Origin of the sequence: Microbacterium sp. PRF11 (assembly GCF_031844085.1) — a bacterium.
GTDB lineage: Bacteria > Actinomycetota > Actinomycetes > Actinomycetales > Microbacteriaceae > Microbacterium.
Window position 1 is genome coordinate 105430 of sequence record NZ_JAUZUP010000003.1, and the last position, 16689, is coordinate 122118.

Genomic DNA, 16689 nt, shown 5'->3' on the forward strand with positions numbered 1-16689 from the left:
TGAGACGTCTAATCGGCCCCGAACCGCGTGCATCCCGGGCGTGGCGCAACGGTGACCGGCGGGTGTCGGGGAGGAGACGTACGCTGGCGGGATGAGCGCATACACCTCCGCGTTCGAGCTGTTCTCCATCGGGATCGGACCCTCGAGCTCCCACACCGTCGGCCCCATGAAGGCCGCCCTCGACTTCGTCACCCGCCTGCGCGCCGACGGCGGCCTGGAGCGTGTGGCATCCGTCTCCTGTGCGCTTTACGGCTCGCTCGGGGCCACCGGTATCGGTCACGGCACCCCCGACGCGGTCGTCGCGGGACTGCAGGGTCTCGATCCCGAGACCGTCGACCCGGCTGCCGTCCGCCGGGCGTGGTCGGACTGGCCCGATGGCCGGGCGCTGGCGCTCGCCGGCGAGCACGAGGTGCCCTTCTCCCAGGGCGACATCGCCCTCGAGCCGCGCACCCGCCTCCCCGGTCACCCGAACGCCATGACGCTCGTCGCGCGCGACGCCGACGGAGCCGCGTTGGCGGAAGAGACGTTTTACTCGATCGGCGGCGGGTTCATCCGCCGCGAGGGGGAGCCGCCCCGGGTGGCGTCCGCGCCCCTCCCGCTCGCCTTCGACGACGCCGCGACCCTGTTGGCCCTGTGCGACGAGCGCGGCATCACCATCGCCGAGGCCGCGCGGCTCAACGAGGCGGCGCTGCGTTCCGATGAGGAGATCGCCGCCGGCCTCGATCGCATCTGGGACGCGATGGCCGCCTGCGTCGACGCCGGACTGCACAACGACGGGGTGCTGCCCGGCATCCTGAAGGTCAAACGCCGGGCCGCCGTCATCCGCGGTCAACTGGATGCCATCGAAGCCGACGGTCATCGAGAACTTCCGGGGGAGTGGCTCGGGGCGTTCGCTCTCGCGGTGAACGAGGAGAACGCGGCCGGCGGTCGGGTCGTCACGGCGCCGACGAACGGGGCGGCGGGGATCCTCCCGGCGGTGGCGATGTACTGGTGGCGTTTCCTCGCCGACTCCGGGCTCGGCGTCGGCAATGCCGTCACCCCGCACGGCGAGCTCGTCGGCAGCGCACTGCTCGGCTACGACGGTCACGCGGTGACGCGCACCGAGGTCTCGCACTGGGACGACGACGACGTCGCCGACGCCAACCGGCGCCGGGGCATCCGTCGGTTCCTGCTGACCGCGACCGCCCTGGGCTCGCTGTTCAAGGCGAACGCCTCCATTTCGGGAGCCGAGGGCGGGTGCCAGGCCGAGGTCGGTTCGGCGTGCGCGATGGCCGCGGGTGGGCTGACCGCGGTGATGGGCGGCACGAACCGGCAGATCGAGAACGCCGCCGAGATCGCCATGGAGCACCACCTGGGGCTCACCTGCGACCCGGTGGGCGGTCTCGTGCAGATCCCGTGCATCGAACGCAACGCGATCGCGGCGTCGACGGCGGTCACCGCGGCGCGGTTGGCGCTGCGCGGCGACGGTTCGCACTACGTCTCGCTCGATGCCGTGGTCGAGACGATGCGTCAGACCGGTATCGACATGTCGACGAAGTACAAAGAGACCAGCGAGGGCGGCCTCGCGGTCAACGTCATCGAGTGCTGAGGGTCGTCGCGCTCAGACGGTGCCGCGCAGCTTCGCGGTGAGTTCGTACAGCTGCGCCAGCTCGTCGTCGTCGAGGCGCGCCATGCGTTCGGCGATCGAGCGTCCGTGCGCGGCGGCGATGCGCCGGAAGACCACGGCGCCGTTCTCGGTGGCCGTGACGAGGGAACCCCGCCCGTCCTCCGGGTCAGCGCATTTGGTCAGCAGTCCCCGGTGCACCATCCGCTCGACGAGACGCGACACGCTCGGCTGGCTGATGAGCATGTTGCCCGTCACGTCGCGCAGGCGCGCGGTCATGCGCGGCGCGCGCGTGACGGTGAGGAGGACGTCGTACTCGGCCTGCGTCAGTTCTTTGCTGTCGAAATCGGAACGGATGTCCTCGAACACCTCGTGCTGCGCGCGGAAGAGGCTCTCCCAGGCCTGCACGGCGAGGCGTCGATCGGTCATCCCTTCAGCGTAGAGGCGAGCGGGGGATTTCCGCCCGAGGCGGGGGCGATCAGGGTGGGGGTTGCGCGGCGGATGCATTCGGGCGCATGAGACGACGGGTGAGGGCGGGTGACGTAGGTTCCGGCGCCCGCAGCCGTTGGGCCGACGTTCGCAGCGGCTCTCGGCGTTGCGCGGACCGGGGCGGCGGCGCGGCGGCATCCGCACAGAGAAAGGGCCGGTCGGAGAGGCTTCCGACCGGCCCTTGTCCCTGCACCAAGAGTGTCCTGCAATCACATGTCGGCAGCTGCCACAGCAAAACAACTACCGTGCGAGCACTCTATAACGGTGAGGTAACGGAGGGGAAGAGGTCGCCGTTATATTTTCGTGACCGATTTTCGTCGTTACCCGATCGCTTCGGAGTCACCGGCCGCGGACGTGGTTCCACTGCGTGATGACCTCGTTGCCGTGCTCGAGGCCGAGTTCACTCACCGCCGAGGTCCCCAGCACGAAGTAGCGGCCGCCCGCGGCGGTCAGGCCGAGCCAGGTGCCGGCCAACGCCCGCAAGAAATGCGAGTGCGAGAACAGCAGAATCTGGTCTCCGGCCCGCACGCGCGGTCGCAGCTCCGCGAGGAGCGACTCCGCGCGCGCGGTGACCTGCTCGACGTTCTCGCCCGGGGTGTCGCCGGCGGGGGCGCCCGCCTGCCAGATCGTCCAGGGGCGACCCAGCTGCGCGACGATCTCCGGCGTGGTGAGTCCCTCGTAGGCGCCGTAATCCCACTCGACGAGTCGCGGATCGGGTTCCGCCCCCGGGTAGCCCGCGCGGTTCGCGGTCTCCACGGCTCGCTGGAGAGGGCTCGTGAGCACGAGGTCGTAGCGGCGCGTGGCGAGCAGGGTGCCCGCCAGCTCGGCCTTGTAGGCCCCCGTCTCTGTCAACGGGATGTCGGTGAGGCCGGTGTGTCGGCCGCTGCGGCTCCACTCCGTCTCGCCGTGGCGAACGAGCACGATGCGCCCGTCGGGCTCGGTCAGATCTGCATCCTTCACTCCGCCATCCTCCTCGGTTGGAGTGGGGGTCGGGGCGTCGTGTTGCCGGGTGTTGGTTCTGGTGCGGGGTGGGTGGCGTGGTTTCGCCGCGGGGGTGTCTTCAGTGGGTTGGGTCGGGGGTCGGGGGCTCAGACGGGGGCGGCTTGGCGTCGGAGTTGGCCGAGCGTGCGGGCCCGGTATTCAGGGCAAGGTGTGGTGCGACGGCGTCGGCTGGGCGCTCGCAGGCAGTGCGTGAGCCCGGGTCTGCGCGGCGTCCGTGCTCGGGCGGGGCTTTGGTCTGGTGACTTCGTCTGCGGGCTACGGGCTGCTCTGTTCGACGCAACGTCGGGGTGCTTTGACTCCGCTGCTGTCTCGGCGATCGTCGTCGAGCCGAAGGCCGGATGCCGAGGACCGGCGTGCGGCCCAGGAAGACGAAGGGCCGGTCGGGGGATTCCCGACCGGCCCTTTCCTGCACCAGAGTGTCCTGCAATCACATGTCGGTAGCTGCCACAGCAAAACAACTACCGTGCAAGCACTCTATAACGGTGAGGTAACGGATCGGAAGAGGGTGCCGTGATCTTTTCGTTATTCATAGGTTCGCCGCCGCGGGTTTGTTCAGCGACGGCTCCTCCCCAGGGGCTGAACTGCCTTATCTATCCACAGAAAGCCCCGGTCAGCGGTCCAATGTCGGAGGTTCGGGCTAGCATGCCTGCATGAGCTTTCCGACACCTTCACCCCCACCACCTGACGGGGCCGACCCCCTTGCGGTCGTGCTGCGCGAGGTGCTCGACGCGGATGCCGCTCTCGCGGCCGCCGAAGCCCGCAGAACCCGAGCGCTGGCCCGCGCGGGGCGTCTGTCCCTCGAGGTCATGGGCGGGCAGCGGGCCTCGTCTCGGGCGGCGGAGATGGCGCTGCGGGAGGTGGCGTCGGAGATCGCGGCAGCGGGGTGCCTGTCCGACCGGTCGGTGCAGGCGCAGATCGGGCGAGCGATGACGCTCATCGATCACTTTCCGGCGACGGTCGACGCGTGGGAGGCGGGCGCGCTCTCCCGGGCTCATGTGCAGGCGATCATGGATGCCGGCACCCCGGTGCCGCTCGACAAGCGCGGGGAGTTCGATGTTCTCGCCGTCGCCACGGCGGAGGGGTTGAGTCCCGGACGGCTGCGGGCACGGTTGGCGACTCTGGCGGAGCGGTTGCAGCCGACCACGATCACGGAACGGCACCAGCGGGGCCGTGAGGAACGATGCGTGCGGGTGGTGCGGGGTGAGAACGGGATGTCCGATCTGATCGCGACTCTTCCGACGGTGTTGGCGGTGGGGATCTATGACCGGTTGACGCAGCAGTCCCGGGCGCTGATCGACGCGCGGCAGGACGCTGACGCGCCACAGCCTGCGGCGGTGACGCGAGACGGGGCGGGCGCCGCGTTCGGTCTGACACCGGCGGGCGAGACCACTGCGGGCCCGCCTTCCCGATCCGGCGACACGGCGTCTGCATCTGCCTCTGCCTCTGCCTCCGAGTCGACTGGGGGCGAAGCGTACGGGGGCAACCCGATCCCAAGCGGGGGCACGAGCGGCGACGCCGACCCGGACGCTCGCAGCGCGGATCAGGTGCGCGCCGACATCCTCGCCGATCTGCTCCTCACCGCCGCCCCCGACGCCGACCCCACCCGCACCGACGACGGCCCCGGCGCACTCGGCGCCATCCGCGCGCGGGTGCAAGTCGTCGTCCCCGCACTGTCGGTCCTGAACCCCGAGCGGGAGAACATCGACCCCGCCGAACTCGTCGGACACGGACCCATCGACATCGACACCGCCCGACACCTCGCCGAGACGACGAGAGTGCCCTGGGACCGCGTGGTGACGAACCCCGTCACCGGGGCCGTACTCTGCACCGACACGTATCAGCGGAGCGCCGCGATCGACCGATACCTCCGCGCCCGCGACCGACACTGCCGGTGGCCCGGCTGCACCGCCCCCGCGATCCGCTGCGAAGTAGACCATAACCTCGACTACGCCCTCGGCGGCAAAACCCACGTGTGTAACCTCTGCCACTTCTGCCAACGACACCACACCCAGAAACAATTCACCCGCTGGCAAGTCCGACAACTCCCCGGCGGAGTCATCGAGTTCACCTCACCCACCGGGCGGATCTACACCGACCATCCGTTGCCGTACGCGCCGGCCGTGCGATTCACCACCGACGAACCACCGACGCCACCCCACCCTCGGCGCCGAGAACCGATGCCGTTCTGACCGTCGCCGACCGCCGCCCGCGGGCTCGAACGGGACCGTGGGGTTCCGGACGGTTCGTGTGCGCCCGCGCCCGCGCCCCCGACCGACCGACATCGCCGCCCCCTCACCCCGCCCTGCCAGGATGGACGGGTGCCCGACCACGACATCCGCCTGATCGCCGTCGACATGGACGGAACCCTGCTCGACGCCGACGGCAAGATCCCGACTCCCCTCTGGGAGATGCTGCCGCGCCTCGCGGAGCGTGACGTGTCCTTCGTGCCCGCCTCCGGGCGTCAAATGGCGACCCTTCAGCAGGCGTTCGGTGCTGCCTCGAGCGAGATGACGTTCATCGCCGAGAACGGCGCCTACGTCGTTCGGGCGGGCGAGGAGGTGGCCGCCGACGTGATCGAGCCCGCCGTGGTCGAGCGCGCCATCCACCACCTTCGGACCCTAGTGGCCGACGGCTACGATCTCGGCGTCGTCGTCTGCGGCAAGCGTTCCGCCTACATCGAGCGCACCGACGGCACCTTCCCCGCGCACGCGGCGACCTACTACGCCGCGCTCGAGGCCGTCGATGACCTGCTCGACATCGACGACGACGTCCTCAAGATCGCGATCTACGACTTCGCACCCGCCGAGGACAGCGTCGGACGCGCCCTCGACGAGATCGCGGCGACGCACCGCGTGGTCGTCTCGGCCCGCCATTGGGCCGACATCATGAACCCCGGTGTCGACAAGGGCGCCGCCCTGCGCCGCTTGCAGGACGCCCTCGCCATCGCGCCGGCTCAGACGGCCGCTTTCGGCGACTACCTCAACGACCTCGAGATGCTCGACGCCGCGGAGTGGTCCTACGCGATGCAGAATGCCCACCCCGAGGTCGTCGCCCGCGCCCGCCACCGGGCACCCTCCAACGCCGACCACGGTGTCCTCACCACGATCGCGCAGCTGTTCCCGGCATCCTGAACGACGGCCCTGGTCAGAGCCGAGACGCCTCCAGCGCCGCCCCGAGGTCGGCGATGAGGTCGTCGGCGTCCTCGAGTCCCACCGACAGGCGCAGGTGACCGTACCGGCGGAACTCCTCGGGGTAGGTCGCCGTGCGCGGGCCGTCCGCCGCGGTGTGCACGATCAGGCTGTCGTCGTGCCCCAGCGAGAAGCCCGAGGTGATGAGGCGCAGCTGCGCGACGAAACGGTTCTGCGCGTCCGGGTCGCCCGTCACCGCGAACGCCATCATCCCGCCGTAATCCTCCCCGCCGAACTGGCGGCGAGCGAGCTCGTGCTGCGGATGCGAGGGCAGACCCGGATAGGCGACGAACGCGACGCGCTCATCCGCCTCGAGGAACTCGGCCACCCGCTGCGCCGACGCGAAGTGCTGCCGAAGACGGAGAGGGAGGGTCACCGACCCGCGCTGGATCAGCCACGCGTTGAACGGGGAGATCACCCCTCCGACGTCGACCATCGCGTCGGCTTTGATGGGCTCGATCAGCTCGGTCCGTCCGATGACGGCCCCGCCCATCGCGTCGCCGTGCCCGTTGATGTATTTCGTCAGCGAGTGCACGACGAGGTCGGCCCCGTCGGCGAGCGGGCGGTAGAAGGGCGGCGGGGTGAACGTCGAATCGACCATCAGGATGGCCCCGCCCTCATGCGCGATATCGGCGAGCAGAGCCACGTCCGCGACCTTCGTCGTGGGGTTGGCGATGGCCTCGACGCACACGAGGCGGGTCTCGGGACGCATCGCCGCGCGCACGGCATCCGGATCGGAGACGTCGACGAACGTCGCCGCGATGCCGTACCGGCGGGGGAGCAGGTCGGTCCACAGCCGCCAGGTCGCTTCGTAGACGACGTCGCTGACGACGACGTGATCTCCCGCTCGCACGTGCGTGAAGAACACCGCGTGCAGTGCGGCGACCCCGGATGCCAATGCCACGGCGTCCTCGCCGCGCTCGAGGGCCGCGAGCTTGCGCTCCAGAGCCTGCTGGTTGACGCCCGTGTTGCGCGTGTAGAGGCCGGGCGCGGTCGCCGACCAGCTGATCTCGCTGGGATCGTCGGGCAGCGCGAAGGAATTCGACATCACCAGGGGTGTGCGCAGCGCGCGGGTGCTGTCGAGCTCGATCCCGCCGTGCACGGCGAGGCTCGCCTCGGCGAGGGTGTCGCTGACGGTGCGGTCGGGGCGATCGGCCATCTCGGCGTCCTTCCTGCCGCACCGGGGGGACTCGGTGCGCCCCGTTCAGCGTAGCCAGCGGTCATGAACTACTCTGACCTGCGGTCGCCCGAACGCGCGGGCTCGACGACGAATGCGAGAAGCACCATGAACCGACCCTCGGGTCCCTCCGTCGAGACCGCCGGATCGACCGAGCCGCGGCAGCTCCGCCGGGCGATGAGCGCCCGGCACCTCGTCATGATCGCCCTCGGCGGTGTCATCGGGTCGGGGCTGTTCCTCAGCTCGGGCTACACGATCGCGCAGGCGGGTCCGCTCGGCGCCGTGCTCGCTTATCTGCTCGGCGCGTTCGTGGTGTGGCTCGTCATGGTGTGCCTGGGCGAGCTCGCGGTCACCTACCCGGTGTCGGGCTCGATCCACATCTACGCCGCCCGGACGATGGGTCCCGCGACCGGATTCGCCACGGCGTGGTTGTACTGGCTGTGCTGGGTGGTGGCTCTGGGGTCCGAGTTCACGGCATCCGGAATCCTCATGCAGCGCTGGTTCCCGAACGTCGACGTGTGGGTGTGGTGCGTGGTCTTCGCGGCGGTGCTGTTCACCTTGAACGCCATCTCGGCGCGCGTGTTCGGCGAGACGGAGTTCTGGTTCGCCCTCATCAAGGTCCTCGCGATCGTTGCGCTCATCGTCCTCGGCGGCATGGCGATCTTCGGCTTCACCCCGCTGTCGTCCGAGCCGCACGAGGCGGTGCTGCTCAGCAACTTCGTCACGCCCGAGGGGCTCCTGCCGGCCGGCCTCGGCGGCGTGCTCATCACCTCGCTCGCGGTCTTCTACGCCTTCAGCGGGGCGGAGATCGTCGGCGTCGCCGCGGGGGAGACGAAGGATCCGGCCCGCAACATCCCGCGCGCGCTGCGTTCGACGGTGCTGCGTCTGCTGGTGCTGTTCGTGGGCTCGATCGTCGTCATCGCCGCCCTCCTGCCCTACGACAAGGCGGGCGTCAGCGAGAGCCCCTTCGTCGAGGTCTTCGACATCGTCGGTGTGCCGTACGCCGCCGACATCATGAACTTCGTCGTCATCACCGCCCTGCTCTCGGTGGGCAACAGCGGGCTGTACTCGTGCGCTCGCATGCTGTTCTCGCTCGCCGAGGAGGGCTACGCGCCGCGCGCCTTCACGAAGCTGACCCGCCGCGGCATCCCCATGGTCGCCCTGCTCGTCAGCCTCGCGATCGGCCTCGTGTCGCTGATCACGAGCGTCGTCGCCGCCGAGACGGTGTACATCGTGCTCGTGTCGATCGCCGGTTTCGCGGCGGTGGCGGTGTGGATGGCCATCGTGGCCGCCCAGTTCTTCCACCGGCGCGCGTTCCTGCGCGAGGGCGGCGATCTCTCCACGCTCGCCTACCGCACGCCGTTCTACCCGCTCGTGCCGATCCTCGCGTTCGTGCTGCTGACCGCGTCGATCGTCGCGATCGCCTTCGACCCGAACCAGGTCGCCGCCCTGTACTTCGGCATCCCGTTCGTGGGTCTGTGCTACCTGTTCTTCTGGCTGCGCTACGGACGCAAGGGCATCACGCCCACCCGTCGGGACGAGGAGGCGCCGGTCGCCTGACCCGCCGCGGGCCGTACACGGCGTCCATCCCGCGCCTCCCCGCACGCCGGAGTGGCGGATGCCGTGGCCTCGCCGCCCGCAGTAGCGTCGCCGCAACAGCGAGCACGCGGGAGGACCCATGGAGACCGTCGACGTCATCGTCATCGGGGCGGGCGTGTCGGGGCTGGCCGCAGCCCGCTTGATCGCGCGAGGCGGGCGTCGGGTCGTCGTGATCGAGGCCCGCGACCGTGTAGGCGGACGCGTGCACACCGACCGCTCCGGCGGGCACATCACCGACCGCGGAGCCTCGTGGATCCACGGCATCCACGAGAGCCCCGTCGCGGCGGCGGCCCGCGCCTTCGGCATGCCGATGGTCGAGTTCACCGTCGGCGGATATCAGCCCGACTCCCGGCCGCTGACTTATTTCGACGCACGCGGCCGGCGTCTGGAGGCCGACGCGGTGCGCCAGTACGCGGCCGACATCCGCACGCTGAACGCCGCCCTTGCAAAGATCATCGCCGGGGCGGGGGCCGAGGCGACCTACGGCGACGCGGTCGAGCGCGCGCTCGCCGAGCAGGACTGGGATGCCGAACGCAAGGAACGCGTCCGCGAGTACAACGACCGCCGCGCCCAGGAGCAGTACGGCGTCGGCATGGGCGAGCTCGGCGCGCACGGCCTCGACGACGACACGGTGAACGGTGACGAGGTCGTCTTTCCCCGCGGGTACGACGAGCTCGCGACGAACCTCGCCGCCGGCCTCGACGTCCGTCTCGAGCACCTCGCCTCGCAGGTCGACCGCTCGAGCGAGGGCGTGACCGTCGTGACCGACCGCGGCGTCTTCCGTGCTCGACAGGTCGTCATCACCGTCCCCGTCGGCGTCCTCCAGGCCGGGGATCTCCTGATCGAGCCGCCGCTGCCCGAGACCCATCGGCGGGCCCTCGGTCTCCTCCGCATGAACGCCTTCGAGAAGGTCGTGCTGCGCTTCGCCGAGCGGTTCTGGGATGCCGGGGTCTACGGCATCCGTCAGCTCGGCGACGAGGGGGAGTGGTGGCACTCCTGGTACGACCTGGGCCGTCTGCACGACGAGCCGGCCCTCCTGACCTTCGCGGCCGGACCTGCCGCGGTCGCCACGCGCACGTGGGCCGACGAGGACATCGTCGCCTCGACCATGGCCCAGCTGCGCCGCCTCTACGGCGACACCGTCCCGGATCCGACGAGCGCGATCGTCACCCGCTGGCAGGACGACCCCTTCTCGCGCGGCTCCTACGCGTTCATGCTCCCCGGCTCCGTCGGCGCCGACCACGACGACCTCGCCGAGCCCGTCGACGGCGTGCTCCATCTCGCCGGCGAGGCGACATGGGGCGACGACCCGGCGACGGTTCCCGGTGCCCTGCTCTCGGGACACCGGGCGGCCCAGAACGTGCTCGGTATCGACATCCCCGTCAGCGAGCTCTGGGCCTGAACGGTCACCGCGGATCGGGGCCTGTCGCGACCGGCAGCTCGGGGTGGTTCGACCACTGGCTCCACGACCCCGGGAACACCCGCGGTTCGAAGCCGGCGAGGCTGAGCGCGACCGCCTGGTGCGCCGCGGTCACCCCCGACCCGCAGTAGACGCCGACGCTCACGCCGTCTTCGGCGCCGAGCATGCGGAACCGCGTGCGCAGCTCGTCGGGGGAGCGGAACCGTCCGTCCTCGCCCACGTTGTCGATGGTCGGGGCGCTCACGGCCCCGGGAATGTGACCCGCGCGCGGATCGATGGGCTCGGTCTCGCCGCGATAGCGCTCAGCGGCGCGCGCGTCGAGGAGGAGTCCGTCCTCGGCGAACGCCGCGACCTCGTCGAGCGCGAGCGACGGCAGCGCGCCGTACGACAGGTCGACCGTTCCGGGCGCCGGGGTCTCGGCATCCCCCTTCTCGAAGTCGTAGCCGGCGTCGGTCCACGCGCGCAGCGCCCCGTCGAGAAGGCGCACGTCCGCGAATCCGGCGAAGCGCAGGAGCCACCAGGCCCGCGCGCTCGCCGTGTTCTTCGCGTCGTCGTAGACCACGACGGTGTCACCTCGGCTGATCCCCCAGCGACGGGCCGCGGCCTGCAGCTTTTCGACCGAGGGGAGCGGATGCCGACCTTCGCTGGCGGGGGCGTGGTGATCGGCGAGGTCCTCGTCGAGGGCGACGTACTGCGCGCCGGGGATGTGTCCGGAGCGGTGGTCGGGGCGCCCGTCGGGTCGGTCGAGCCGCCACCGCACGTCGAGCAGGCGGACCGGCCCGCCGTCGTCGTATCGACGCGCGATCAGGGCGTCGTGCAACTCTTCGGCGGTGGTGAGGATCGAGGCCATGCCCTCAGTCTGACGCCTCGCCGGCGGTCGCGCCGCCGCGGGTGCGGCCGTCGCGCTGCGGACTCGTCCGGCGTCGCGGCGTTTCGGCGCTATCGGAGGTCAGGGGTTCGGATTCGTCGCCGCGCCGTCGAGCCAGAGCGTGTCGCTCTTGTCGCCGTGCGGGCCGGAGCGGCCGACGTGAGCGTCGCTGATCTGCGGCCCCTTGGTGATGACGTGCACGAGCGCCATTCCGTGACCGCGCCCGAGGTCGTAGTCGGTCTTCAGCCACTCGAGAATGGGGGTCGCCTTCGTGCCGGGGCCGAAACCGTGCTCCTCGGCGAGGGCGATGAACTGGCGCGGGGTGAGCCCCGTCTTGGTCTCGATGTTGTCGAGGTACGACTGGAAGGACATGACCCGACCGTAGCGGTCCCCTCCGACATCCGGCCAGGACGATCGCGATAGCGTCGGATCATGGTCGTCTCCCTCCATCGGGCGCCCGTCGCCGACATCCCGCCGCTCACGCTCTACCGCATCCTGTGGATGCGCGTCGCCGTCTTCGTCGTCGAGCAGGAAGCCGCTTACCCCGAGATCGACGGTCGCGACATCGAGCCCGGCACCGAGCTCTTCTGGGCGTCCGACGGCGACGACGTCCTGGCCACCCTCCGCGTCCTGCGCGAGACCGGCAACACCCGCATCGGCCGGGTCGCCACCGCCCCCGCGGCGAGAGGCCGCGGCATCGCCGCCGACCTCATGCGCGCAGCGATCGAGCTCCTGGATGCCGAGGCCCCCGGCATCCCGATCCTGCTCGACGCGCAGGCGCACCTCGCACCCTGGTACGGCCGGTTCGGGTTCGCCGTGTCCGGTGCACCGTTCGCCGAGGACGGCATTCCGCACGTACCGATGCGGCGCACGAACCTCACGACCGAGCGACTCGTGCTGCGCGAGTGGACGCGATCCGACGAGGACCACGCCTTCCTCTTCGACATGTACCGCCGGTCCGAAGTGCGACGGTACCTCGCCAACGGTCGAGTCATGACAAATCCCGCTGAGGTCGTCGATCTGCTCGACCGCTGGCAGACGCTCGCCGAGGGCTTCTTCGGTGTGCGTGCGATCACCACCGCCGACGGCGAACGTCTCGGATCGGTCCTGCTCAAACGCATCCCGTGGTCGACCGCGGTCGACGGCGGACGTGATGAGGACGTCGAGATCGGCTGGCACTTCCACCCCGACGCGTGGGGTCACGGATACGCGACCGAGGCGGCATCGGCGATGCTCTCCCTCGCGCACCGGAACGGGATCGATCGCGTCGTCGCGGTGACCAACCCGGCCAACCACGCCTCGGGCGCGGTGGCCGAACGGATCGGCATGCGGGCGATGGGCCGGACGCGGGACTACTACGACGCCGAGTGCGAGCTTTACGTGTCCGAGATCGCTGCGCCCTGAACCGCTAGAGCTGGATGCCGTTGTCCTCGTCGTTGACGCCGACGTTGCGGCCGCGGCTCGACTCGAACGCGATCAGCCAGCCGATCGACACGGCCGCGGCGATCACGATCCCGAGCCAGACGTTCTGCCACACCAGCCCGAACAGGATGCCGAGCCCGAACAGCAGCACGCTGCCGAGAACCCAATAGGTGCGTCCGCGCGGCCAGCCCGTTCCCGTCTGCATCATGGGCCCAGCCTAGGGGCGACTCAGTCGGCCTCGCCGACCGCGACCATCCAGGCCACGCCGAAGCGGTCGACGAGGGTGCCGTACAGACCGCCCCACGGCGGCACGTCGACGGGCATCTCGATGCGGCCGCCCTCGGCCAGCCCGGCGAACCATTCCCGCAGAACGTCTTCCTCGTCGCCGGTGAGGGCCAGGGAGAACCCCCCGGCCGGCGCGACGTCCATGCCGGACGGGGTGTCGGAGGCCATGATCACGAAACCGCGGGGAGTGCGCAGGCGCGCGTGCATGACGAGATGGCCCTCGCCCTCGTCGACGGGCATGTGGAAGTCGTCGAAACTGGCGACGTCGAGCTCGCCGCCGAACACGGAATGGTAGAACTCCATCGCCTCGCGGGTCGAGGAGCGGAACTGCAGATACGCCACGAGTGAAGTCGTCATGCCGACAGTGTGCACCGGCGGCCGGACGATGTCACCGGGGGAGGTGGGCGGGGATCAGCGGTCGCGGTGGTCTTCGGGGTGCAGACGCGGACCGCGTCGCGGCTCGAGCGCGGAACCCGCGTAGATCAGACGGATCACTCGCTGGCGGTGCCCGGCGAAGGGCTCGAGCAGCTCGAGCATGCCGTCGTCGTCGGTGCGGTGCCCGGTGAGTGCGAACCCCACCTGATGAGCGAGGTGGTAATCGCCGACGCTGACGGCGTCGGGGTCGCCGAAGGCGCGGATGCGCGTCTCGGCGCTCGTCCAGATGCCCACGCCCCGCAGACCGATGAACACGCGGTCGCGCGCCTCGCCGTCGACCGCGGCGCTGGCCGCACGCACCACCGACGCGCCGCGCCGGGCGGTCTCGACGATGGTGCGCGACTGCGGCGGCTCGAGGCCGGCGCGATGCCACGCCCACGATGGCACGTGCCGCCAGCCGTCGACGTCGGGCGGGGCGAACATCGGCCGGGGGGTGGGCCCCGGTGCGCGCTCGCCGTACCAGGTGACGATGCTGCGCCAGGCCGAGAAGGCCTGCATGCTCGTGACCTTCTGCTCCATGATCGCGCTGACCAGAGCGTCGAAGACGAGATCGGTGCGTCCGATGCGCAGGTCGGGGTGTCTGCGGTGCCACTCCGCCACGGAGGGATGCCGTGACGCATCGAAACCGTCGGGCTCGTCGTGTGCCCCGCACAGCGCGGGCAGCTGGTCGAGTGCCCAGGAGGCTCCCGGGCCCCACGCGGCCGCGCGGACGCCCCCTCCCACGCGCTGCCGCAGCGCGAGGGTGGCGACCCCCAGCGGGGTGCGACTTGCGCGCCACAGCACACCCCCGGCGTGCAGCGGCGCCGTGAGGAAGAACGTCGGGTCGTTGCCGCCGTGACGCTGCGCGAGGACGGCGCGCGCGATGTCGACCGGCTGCCGCGGCCGGTACTCGGTCTCGACCGGACGCTCGGCGGGGGCGACGAGCTCACGCGTGACGCGCGCGCGAACCCCGGTCGATCTCATGCCGACACCCTACGTCCCCCCGCCGACATCGCGGCATCCGGACGATGCGAGCGTCAGAAGCGGTCGGGCGAGGGCGTGCCGTGACCGTAGCGGATCGAGACGTCGGCGTGCCGGTCGAAGCGGTACCCGACGCCGCGGACGGTGCGCACGATGTCCTCGTAGACGCCGAGCTTGGCGCGCAGACGCCGCACGTGCACGTCGATCGTCCGCTCGCCCGGGGCGTCCTCGTCGGTCGAGCCCTCCCACAGGGATGCCACGAGCTCGGTGCGCTCGATCGTGCGGCCCTCGCGCAGCACCAGGTACTGCAGCAGCTCGAACTCCTTGAACGTGAAGGCCGCCGACTCGCCGTCGATGAGGACGCGTTTGCGGGAGATGTCGACGACGACCCCACCGGGGGCGCGGTCCTCCTCGACGGGCTCGTCCTTCGTGCGGGCGACGGCCGACGGCTCGTGGAGTGCAAGACGCACCACGTCGACGTCGCGGCCCCCGGCCCCGGCGGGGGCCAGGGCCACTGTGGCGTACGTCTCGGCGGCTGGAGCGAGGTCGCCGAGGGTGCGGCGCAGCGCCTCGACGAGGGTGCCGAGGCTCACCCCGGCGGCCGCGGCCTTCGCCTCGTCGATGCCGACGTAGAGCGCGAATCCGCGCGGGGAGGTGGTGGCGGGGGCGGCCGTACGGGCGGCGGGGGAGCCGACCGCGGGAGCCGCGGCGCGGGCCGGGGTGGTCTGCGAACGAGCGGTCGAGGCGGGCTGGGGGCGGTCGAGAACAGCGGAGAGCGACATGAGGAGGAAGTCCTTGGGTGTGTGAACCCGGGCGTCGTCAGAGAGCGGGGTTCGACGGGAGGTGAGGGCCGAGAGGCGGCCGGGGTGCGGTGTCGAGGTCCGCGTGATCGACGCGGATGCCGGACGACCGGGGGACGACGTCGGCGTTCAGAAGCACGAGGTCGTCCGGGCGAGGGTCGCGGTTAGCGGCACATTCGACAACACATGACGGCACGGCCGGGCATCATCATGCCGGCAGTCCTGTTCGCCTCCCGGGCGGACAGAGAACGCGCAACGTCAGTCATGGGGGGATTATTACGCATCGCGTCCAACAACGTCAAATCGTGTCGCGGTCGTGCGTCGAGGGCGATCTGCTCAATGCGCGCGGGTCGTCGCCGCCCGCGTCGAGCATTCTGCTCGGCCGGGGGTTCGGCATCCGCTTCTCCCGATACTCACGGACTTCCCGGGCCGCGGGACGGGCCGACGGGCGTACCCTCGCGACATGGCAGAACTGCACTTCGCCGACGACAAGACCGCATCGCGATTCACCCTGCACCAGGGCGACGACCTCGTCTCGGTCCTCGACTACCGCGACGACGGGCGGTCCGTCGCCCTCACACGCGCCTTCACCATCCCCACCTTCCGCGGACACGGTTTCGCCGCGGTGATCACCGAGAAGGCGGTGGATGCCATCGAGGCCGCCGGCGATCGCGAGATCGTCCCCGTCTGCTGGTACGTGGGCGAGTGGTTCGAGGCGCACCCGGAACGCGCGGGTCTGCTGCAGCGCCGCTCGGCGGGCTGAACGACCCCGAGGCCTACGCGCGTGCCGAGGGGCCGTCAACCCCCGGCGGACGCGTGAGGCTCGCGACCAAGCTGGAGACCTCGAAAGGGGGAGTCATGACCGACGACCGCGACCTGCCCGAAGGCGTCATCGACGCCGACCCGCCCGGCGGCTGGGAGAGCGGCGACATCGCCGACGGCGAGACCGCCGAGCGCAACGAGAACGCCAAGGGGTCACAACGTCTCAACGACGCCGCCCCCTCGGACCCCATCGAAGGCGATGCCGCCAGCCAGGGCATCGACCCCGACCTGAGCACGGAGGACTGACATGTCGGACGAGACCCGGGCCCCCGAGCCCACCACCGGCCCCGACGGGGGCGCCGGCGCGGCCGACTCGGTCGGCGGCGCGCTGCACGCCGACCGCAAGATCGCCCGCCCCGACGAGCAGTCGGAGCCGGCCATGGACACCCACCCCACCGACGACGAAGCCCGTATCCAGGGTGTCGTGGTGCAGACCCGCGCCGACGTCGGAGACAAGAGCGAGGAGCGCATCGCCGACGTGCTGCGCCAGCGTTTCACCCAGATCGGGCTCGAGCTCGGCGACGACCGCATCCGCGCCCTCGCGGCCGAGGTGGCCGGAGGCTGAGGCTCTCGACGAACGCCCCGTCCCCGTCCGGGACGGGGCGTTCGTGCGTTTGCT

At 70.8% G+C, this 16689-nt stretch carries 18 protein-coding genes; 9 read left to right on the forward strand and 9 right to left on the reverse strand.

What is annotated here, in order from left to right; translation table 11 throughout:
• The first annotated feature begins 91 nt into the window (after nucleotides 1–91).
• Complete coding sequence (locus tag Q9R20_RS09265) at nucleotides 92–1588, forward strand: L-serine ammonia-lyase, iron-sulfur-dependent, subunit alpha (protein ID WP_311249078.1); 1497 nt, start codon at nucleotides 92–94, stop codon at nucleotides 1586–1588.
• 12 nt (nucleotides 1589–1600) lie between these two features.
• On the opposite strand, the gene Q9R20_RS09270 is transcribed toward Q9R20_RS09265, so the two are convergent.
• Together Q9R20_RS09270 and Q9R20_RS09275 are read right to left on the reverse strand one after the other, a co-directional pair.
• The gene (locus Q9R20_RS09270; protein WP_311249079.1) at nucleotides 1601–2032 is read right to left on the reverse strand and encodes a MarR family transcriptional regulator; all 432 of its coding nucleotides are present in this window, start codon (nucleotides 2030–2032) and stop codon (nucleotides 1601–1603) included.
• A gap of 399 nt (nucleotides 2033–2431) precedes the next feature.
• Nucleotides 2432–3052, reverse strand: coding sequence for a histidine phosphatase family protein (locus Q9R20_RS09275; RefSeq protein ID WP_311249080.1), 621 nt, complete (start codon nucleotides 3050–3052; stop codon nucleotides 2432–2434).
• A gap of 692 nt (nucleotides 3053–3744) precedes the next feature.
• Between Q9R20_RS09275 and Q9R20_RS09280 the strand changes: the two genes are divergently transcribed.
• Together Q9R20_RS09280 and Q9R20_RS09285 are read left to right on the forward strand one after the other, a co-directional pair.
• A complete protein-coding gene (locus Q9R20_RS09280) occupies nucleotides 3745–5283 on the forward strand; it encodes a DUF222 domain-containing protein (protein WP_311249081.1) in 1539 nt (512 codons plus the stop codon).
• Nucleotides 5284–5412: 129 nt separating this feature from the next.
• Nucleotides 5413–6225: a Cof-type HAD-IIB family hydrolase gene (locus Q9R20_RS09285; protein WP_311249082.1), complete on the forward strand. Its 813-nt coding sequence runs from the start codon at nucleotides 5413–5415 to the stop codon at nucleotides 6223–6225.
• A 13-nt stretch (nucleotides 6226–6238) separates the two neighbouring features.
• Here the strand turns inward: Q9R20_RS09285 and Q9R20_RS09290 are convergent, their stop codons facing one another.
• Nucleotides 6239–7441 carry an aminotransferase class I/II-fold pyridoxal phosphate-dependent enzyme gene (locus Q9R20_RS09290; RefSeq protein WP_311249083.1) on the reverse strand — a complete coding sequence of 401 codons (1203 nt, stop codon included), beginning with the start codon at nucleotides 7439–7441 and terminating at the stop codon, nucleotides 6239–6241.
• 126 nt (nucleotides 7442–7567) lie between these two features.
• On the opposite strand from Q9R20_RS09290, the gene Q9R20_RS09295 reads away from it, so the two are divergent.
• Nucleotides 7568–9019, forward strand: coding sequence for an amino acid permease (locus tag Q9R20_RS09295; protein ID WP_311249084.1), 1452 nt, complete (start codon nucleotides 7568–7570; stop codon nucleotides 9017–9019).
• A 118-nt stretch (nucleotides 9020–9137) separates the two neighbouring features.
• Nucleotides 9138–10460 carry an NAD(P)/FAD-dependent oxidoreductase gene (locus Q9R20_RS09300; RefSeq protein WP_311249085.1) on the forward strand — a complete coding sequence of 441 codons (1323 nt, stop codon included), beginning with the start codon at nucleotides 9138–9140 and terminating at the stop codon, nucleotides 10458–10460.
• Between the two features lie 4 nt (nucleotides 10461–10464).
• Here the strand turns inward: Q9R20_RS09300 and Q9R20_RS09305 are convergent, their stop codons facing one another.
• Together Q9R20_RS09305 and Q9R20_RS09310 are read right to left on the reverse strand one after the other, a co-directional pair.
• A complete protein-coding gene (locus tag Q9R20_RS09305; RefSeq protein ID WP_311249086.1) occupies nucleotides 10465–11328 on the reverse strand; it encodes a sulfurtransferase in 864 nt (287 codons plus the stop codon).
• A 99-nt stretch (nucleotides 11329–11427) separates the two neighbouring features.
• Nucleotides 11428–11718 carry a DUF4287 domain-containing protein gene (locus tag Q9R20_RS09310; protein ID WP_311249087.1) on the reverse strand — a complete coding sequence of 97 codons (291 nt, stop codon included), beginning with the start codon at nucleotides 11716–11718 and terminating at the stop codon, nucleotides 11428–11430.
• 60 nt (nucleotides 11719–11778) lie between these two features.
• Between Q9R20_RS09310 and Q9R20_RS09315 the strand changes: the two genes are divergently transcribed.
• A complete protein-coding gene (locus tag Q9R20_RS09315; RefSeq protein WP_311249088.1) occupies nucleotides 11779–12750 on the forward strand; it encodes a GNAT family N-acetyltransferase in 972 nt (323 codons plus the stop codon).
• Nucleotides 12751–12754: 4 nt separating this feature from the next.
• Here Q9R20_RS09315 and Q9R20_RS09320 read toward each other — a convergent pair whose 3' ends face one another.
• From Q9R20_RS09320 to Q9R20_RS09335, 4 genes are read right to left on the reverse strand one after another with little or no spacing between them, the layout of a single operon-like run.
• Nucleotides 12755–12976 carry a hypothetical protein gene (locus Q9R20_RS09320; RefSeq protein WP_295840306.1) on the reverse strand — a complete coding sequence of 74 codons (222 nt, stop codon included), beginning with the start codon at nucleotides 12974–12976 and terminating at the stop codon, nucleotides 12755–12757.
• 20 nt (nucleotides 12977–12996) lie between these two features.
• On the reverse strand, nucleotides 12997–13410 hold the full coding sequence (locus tag Q9R20_RS09325; RefSeq protein ID WP_311249089.1) for a VOC family protein: 414 nt from the start codon (nucleotides 13408–13410) through the stop codon (nucleotides 12997–12999).
• A 54-nt stretch (nucleotides 13411–13464) separates the two neighbouring features.
• Nucleotides 13465–14451 carry a DNA-3-methyladenine glycosylase 2 family protein gene (locus Q9R20_RS09330; protein ID WP_311249090.1) on the reverse strand — a complete coding sequence of 329 codons (987 nt, stop codon included), beginning with the start codon at nucleotides 14449–14451 and terminating at the stop codon, nucleotides 13465–13467.
• Nucleotides 14452–14504: 53 nt separating this feature from the next.
• On the reverse strand, nucleotides 14505–15230 hold the full coding sequence (locus Q9R20_RS09335; protein WP_311249091.1) for a winged helix-turn-helix domain-containing protein: 726 nt from the start codon (nucleotides 15228–15230) through the stop codon (nucleotides 14505–14507).
• 481 nt (nucleotides 15231–15711) lie between these two features.
• Here Q9R20_RS09335 and Q9R20_RS09340 point away from each other — a divergent pair, with 481 nt between their 5' ends.
• From Q9R20_RS09340 to Q9R20_RS09350, 3 genes are all read left to right on the forward strand, one after another.
• Nucleotides 15712–16011: a GNAT family N-acetyltransferase gene (locus Q9R20_RS09340; protein WP_295840310.1), complete on the forward strand. Its 300-nt coding sequence runs from the start codon at nucleotides 15712–15714 to the stop codon at nucleotides 16009–16011.
• A 95-nt stretch (nucleotides 16012–16106) separates the two neighbouring features.
• Nucleotides 16107–16316, forward strand: coding sequence for a hypothetical protein (locus Q9R20_RS09345; protein WP_311249092.1), 210 nt, complete (start codon nucleotides 16107–16109; stop codon nucleotides 16314–16316).
• 1 nt (nucleotide 16317) lies between these two features.
• Nucleotides 16318–16635, forward strand: coding sequence for a hypothetical protein (locus Q9R20_RS09350; protein ID WP_311249093.1), 318 nt, complete (start codon nucleotides 16318–16320; stop codon nucleotides 16633–16635).
• Nucleotides 16636–16689: the final 54 nt, after the last annotated feature.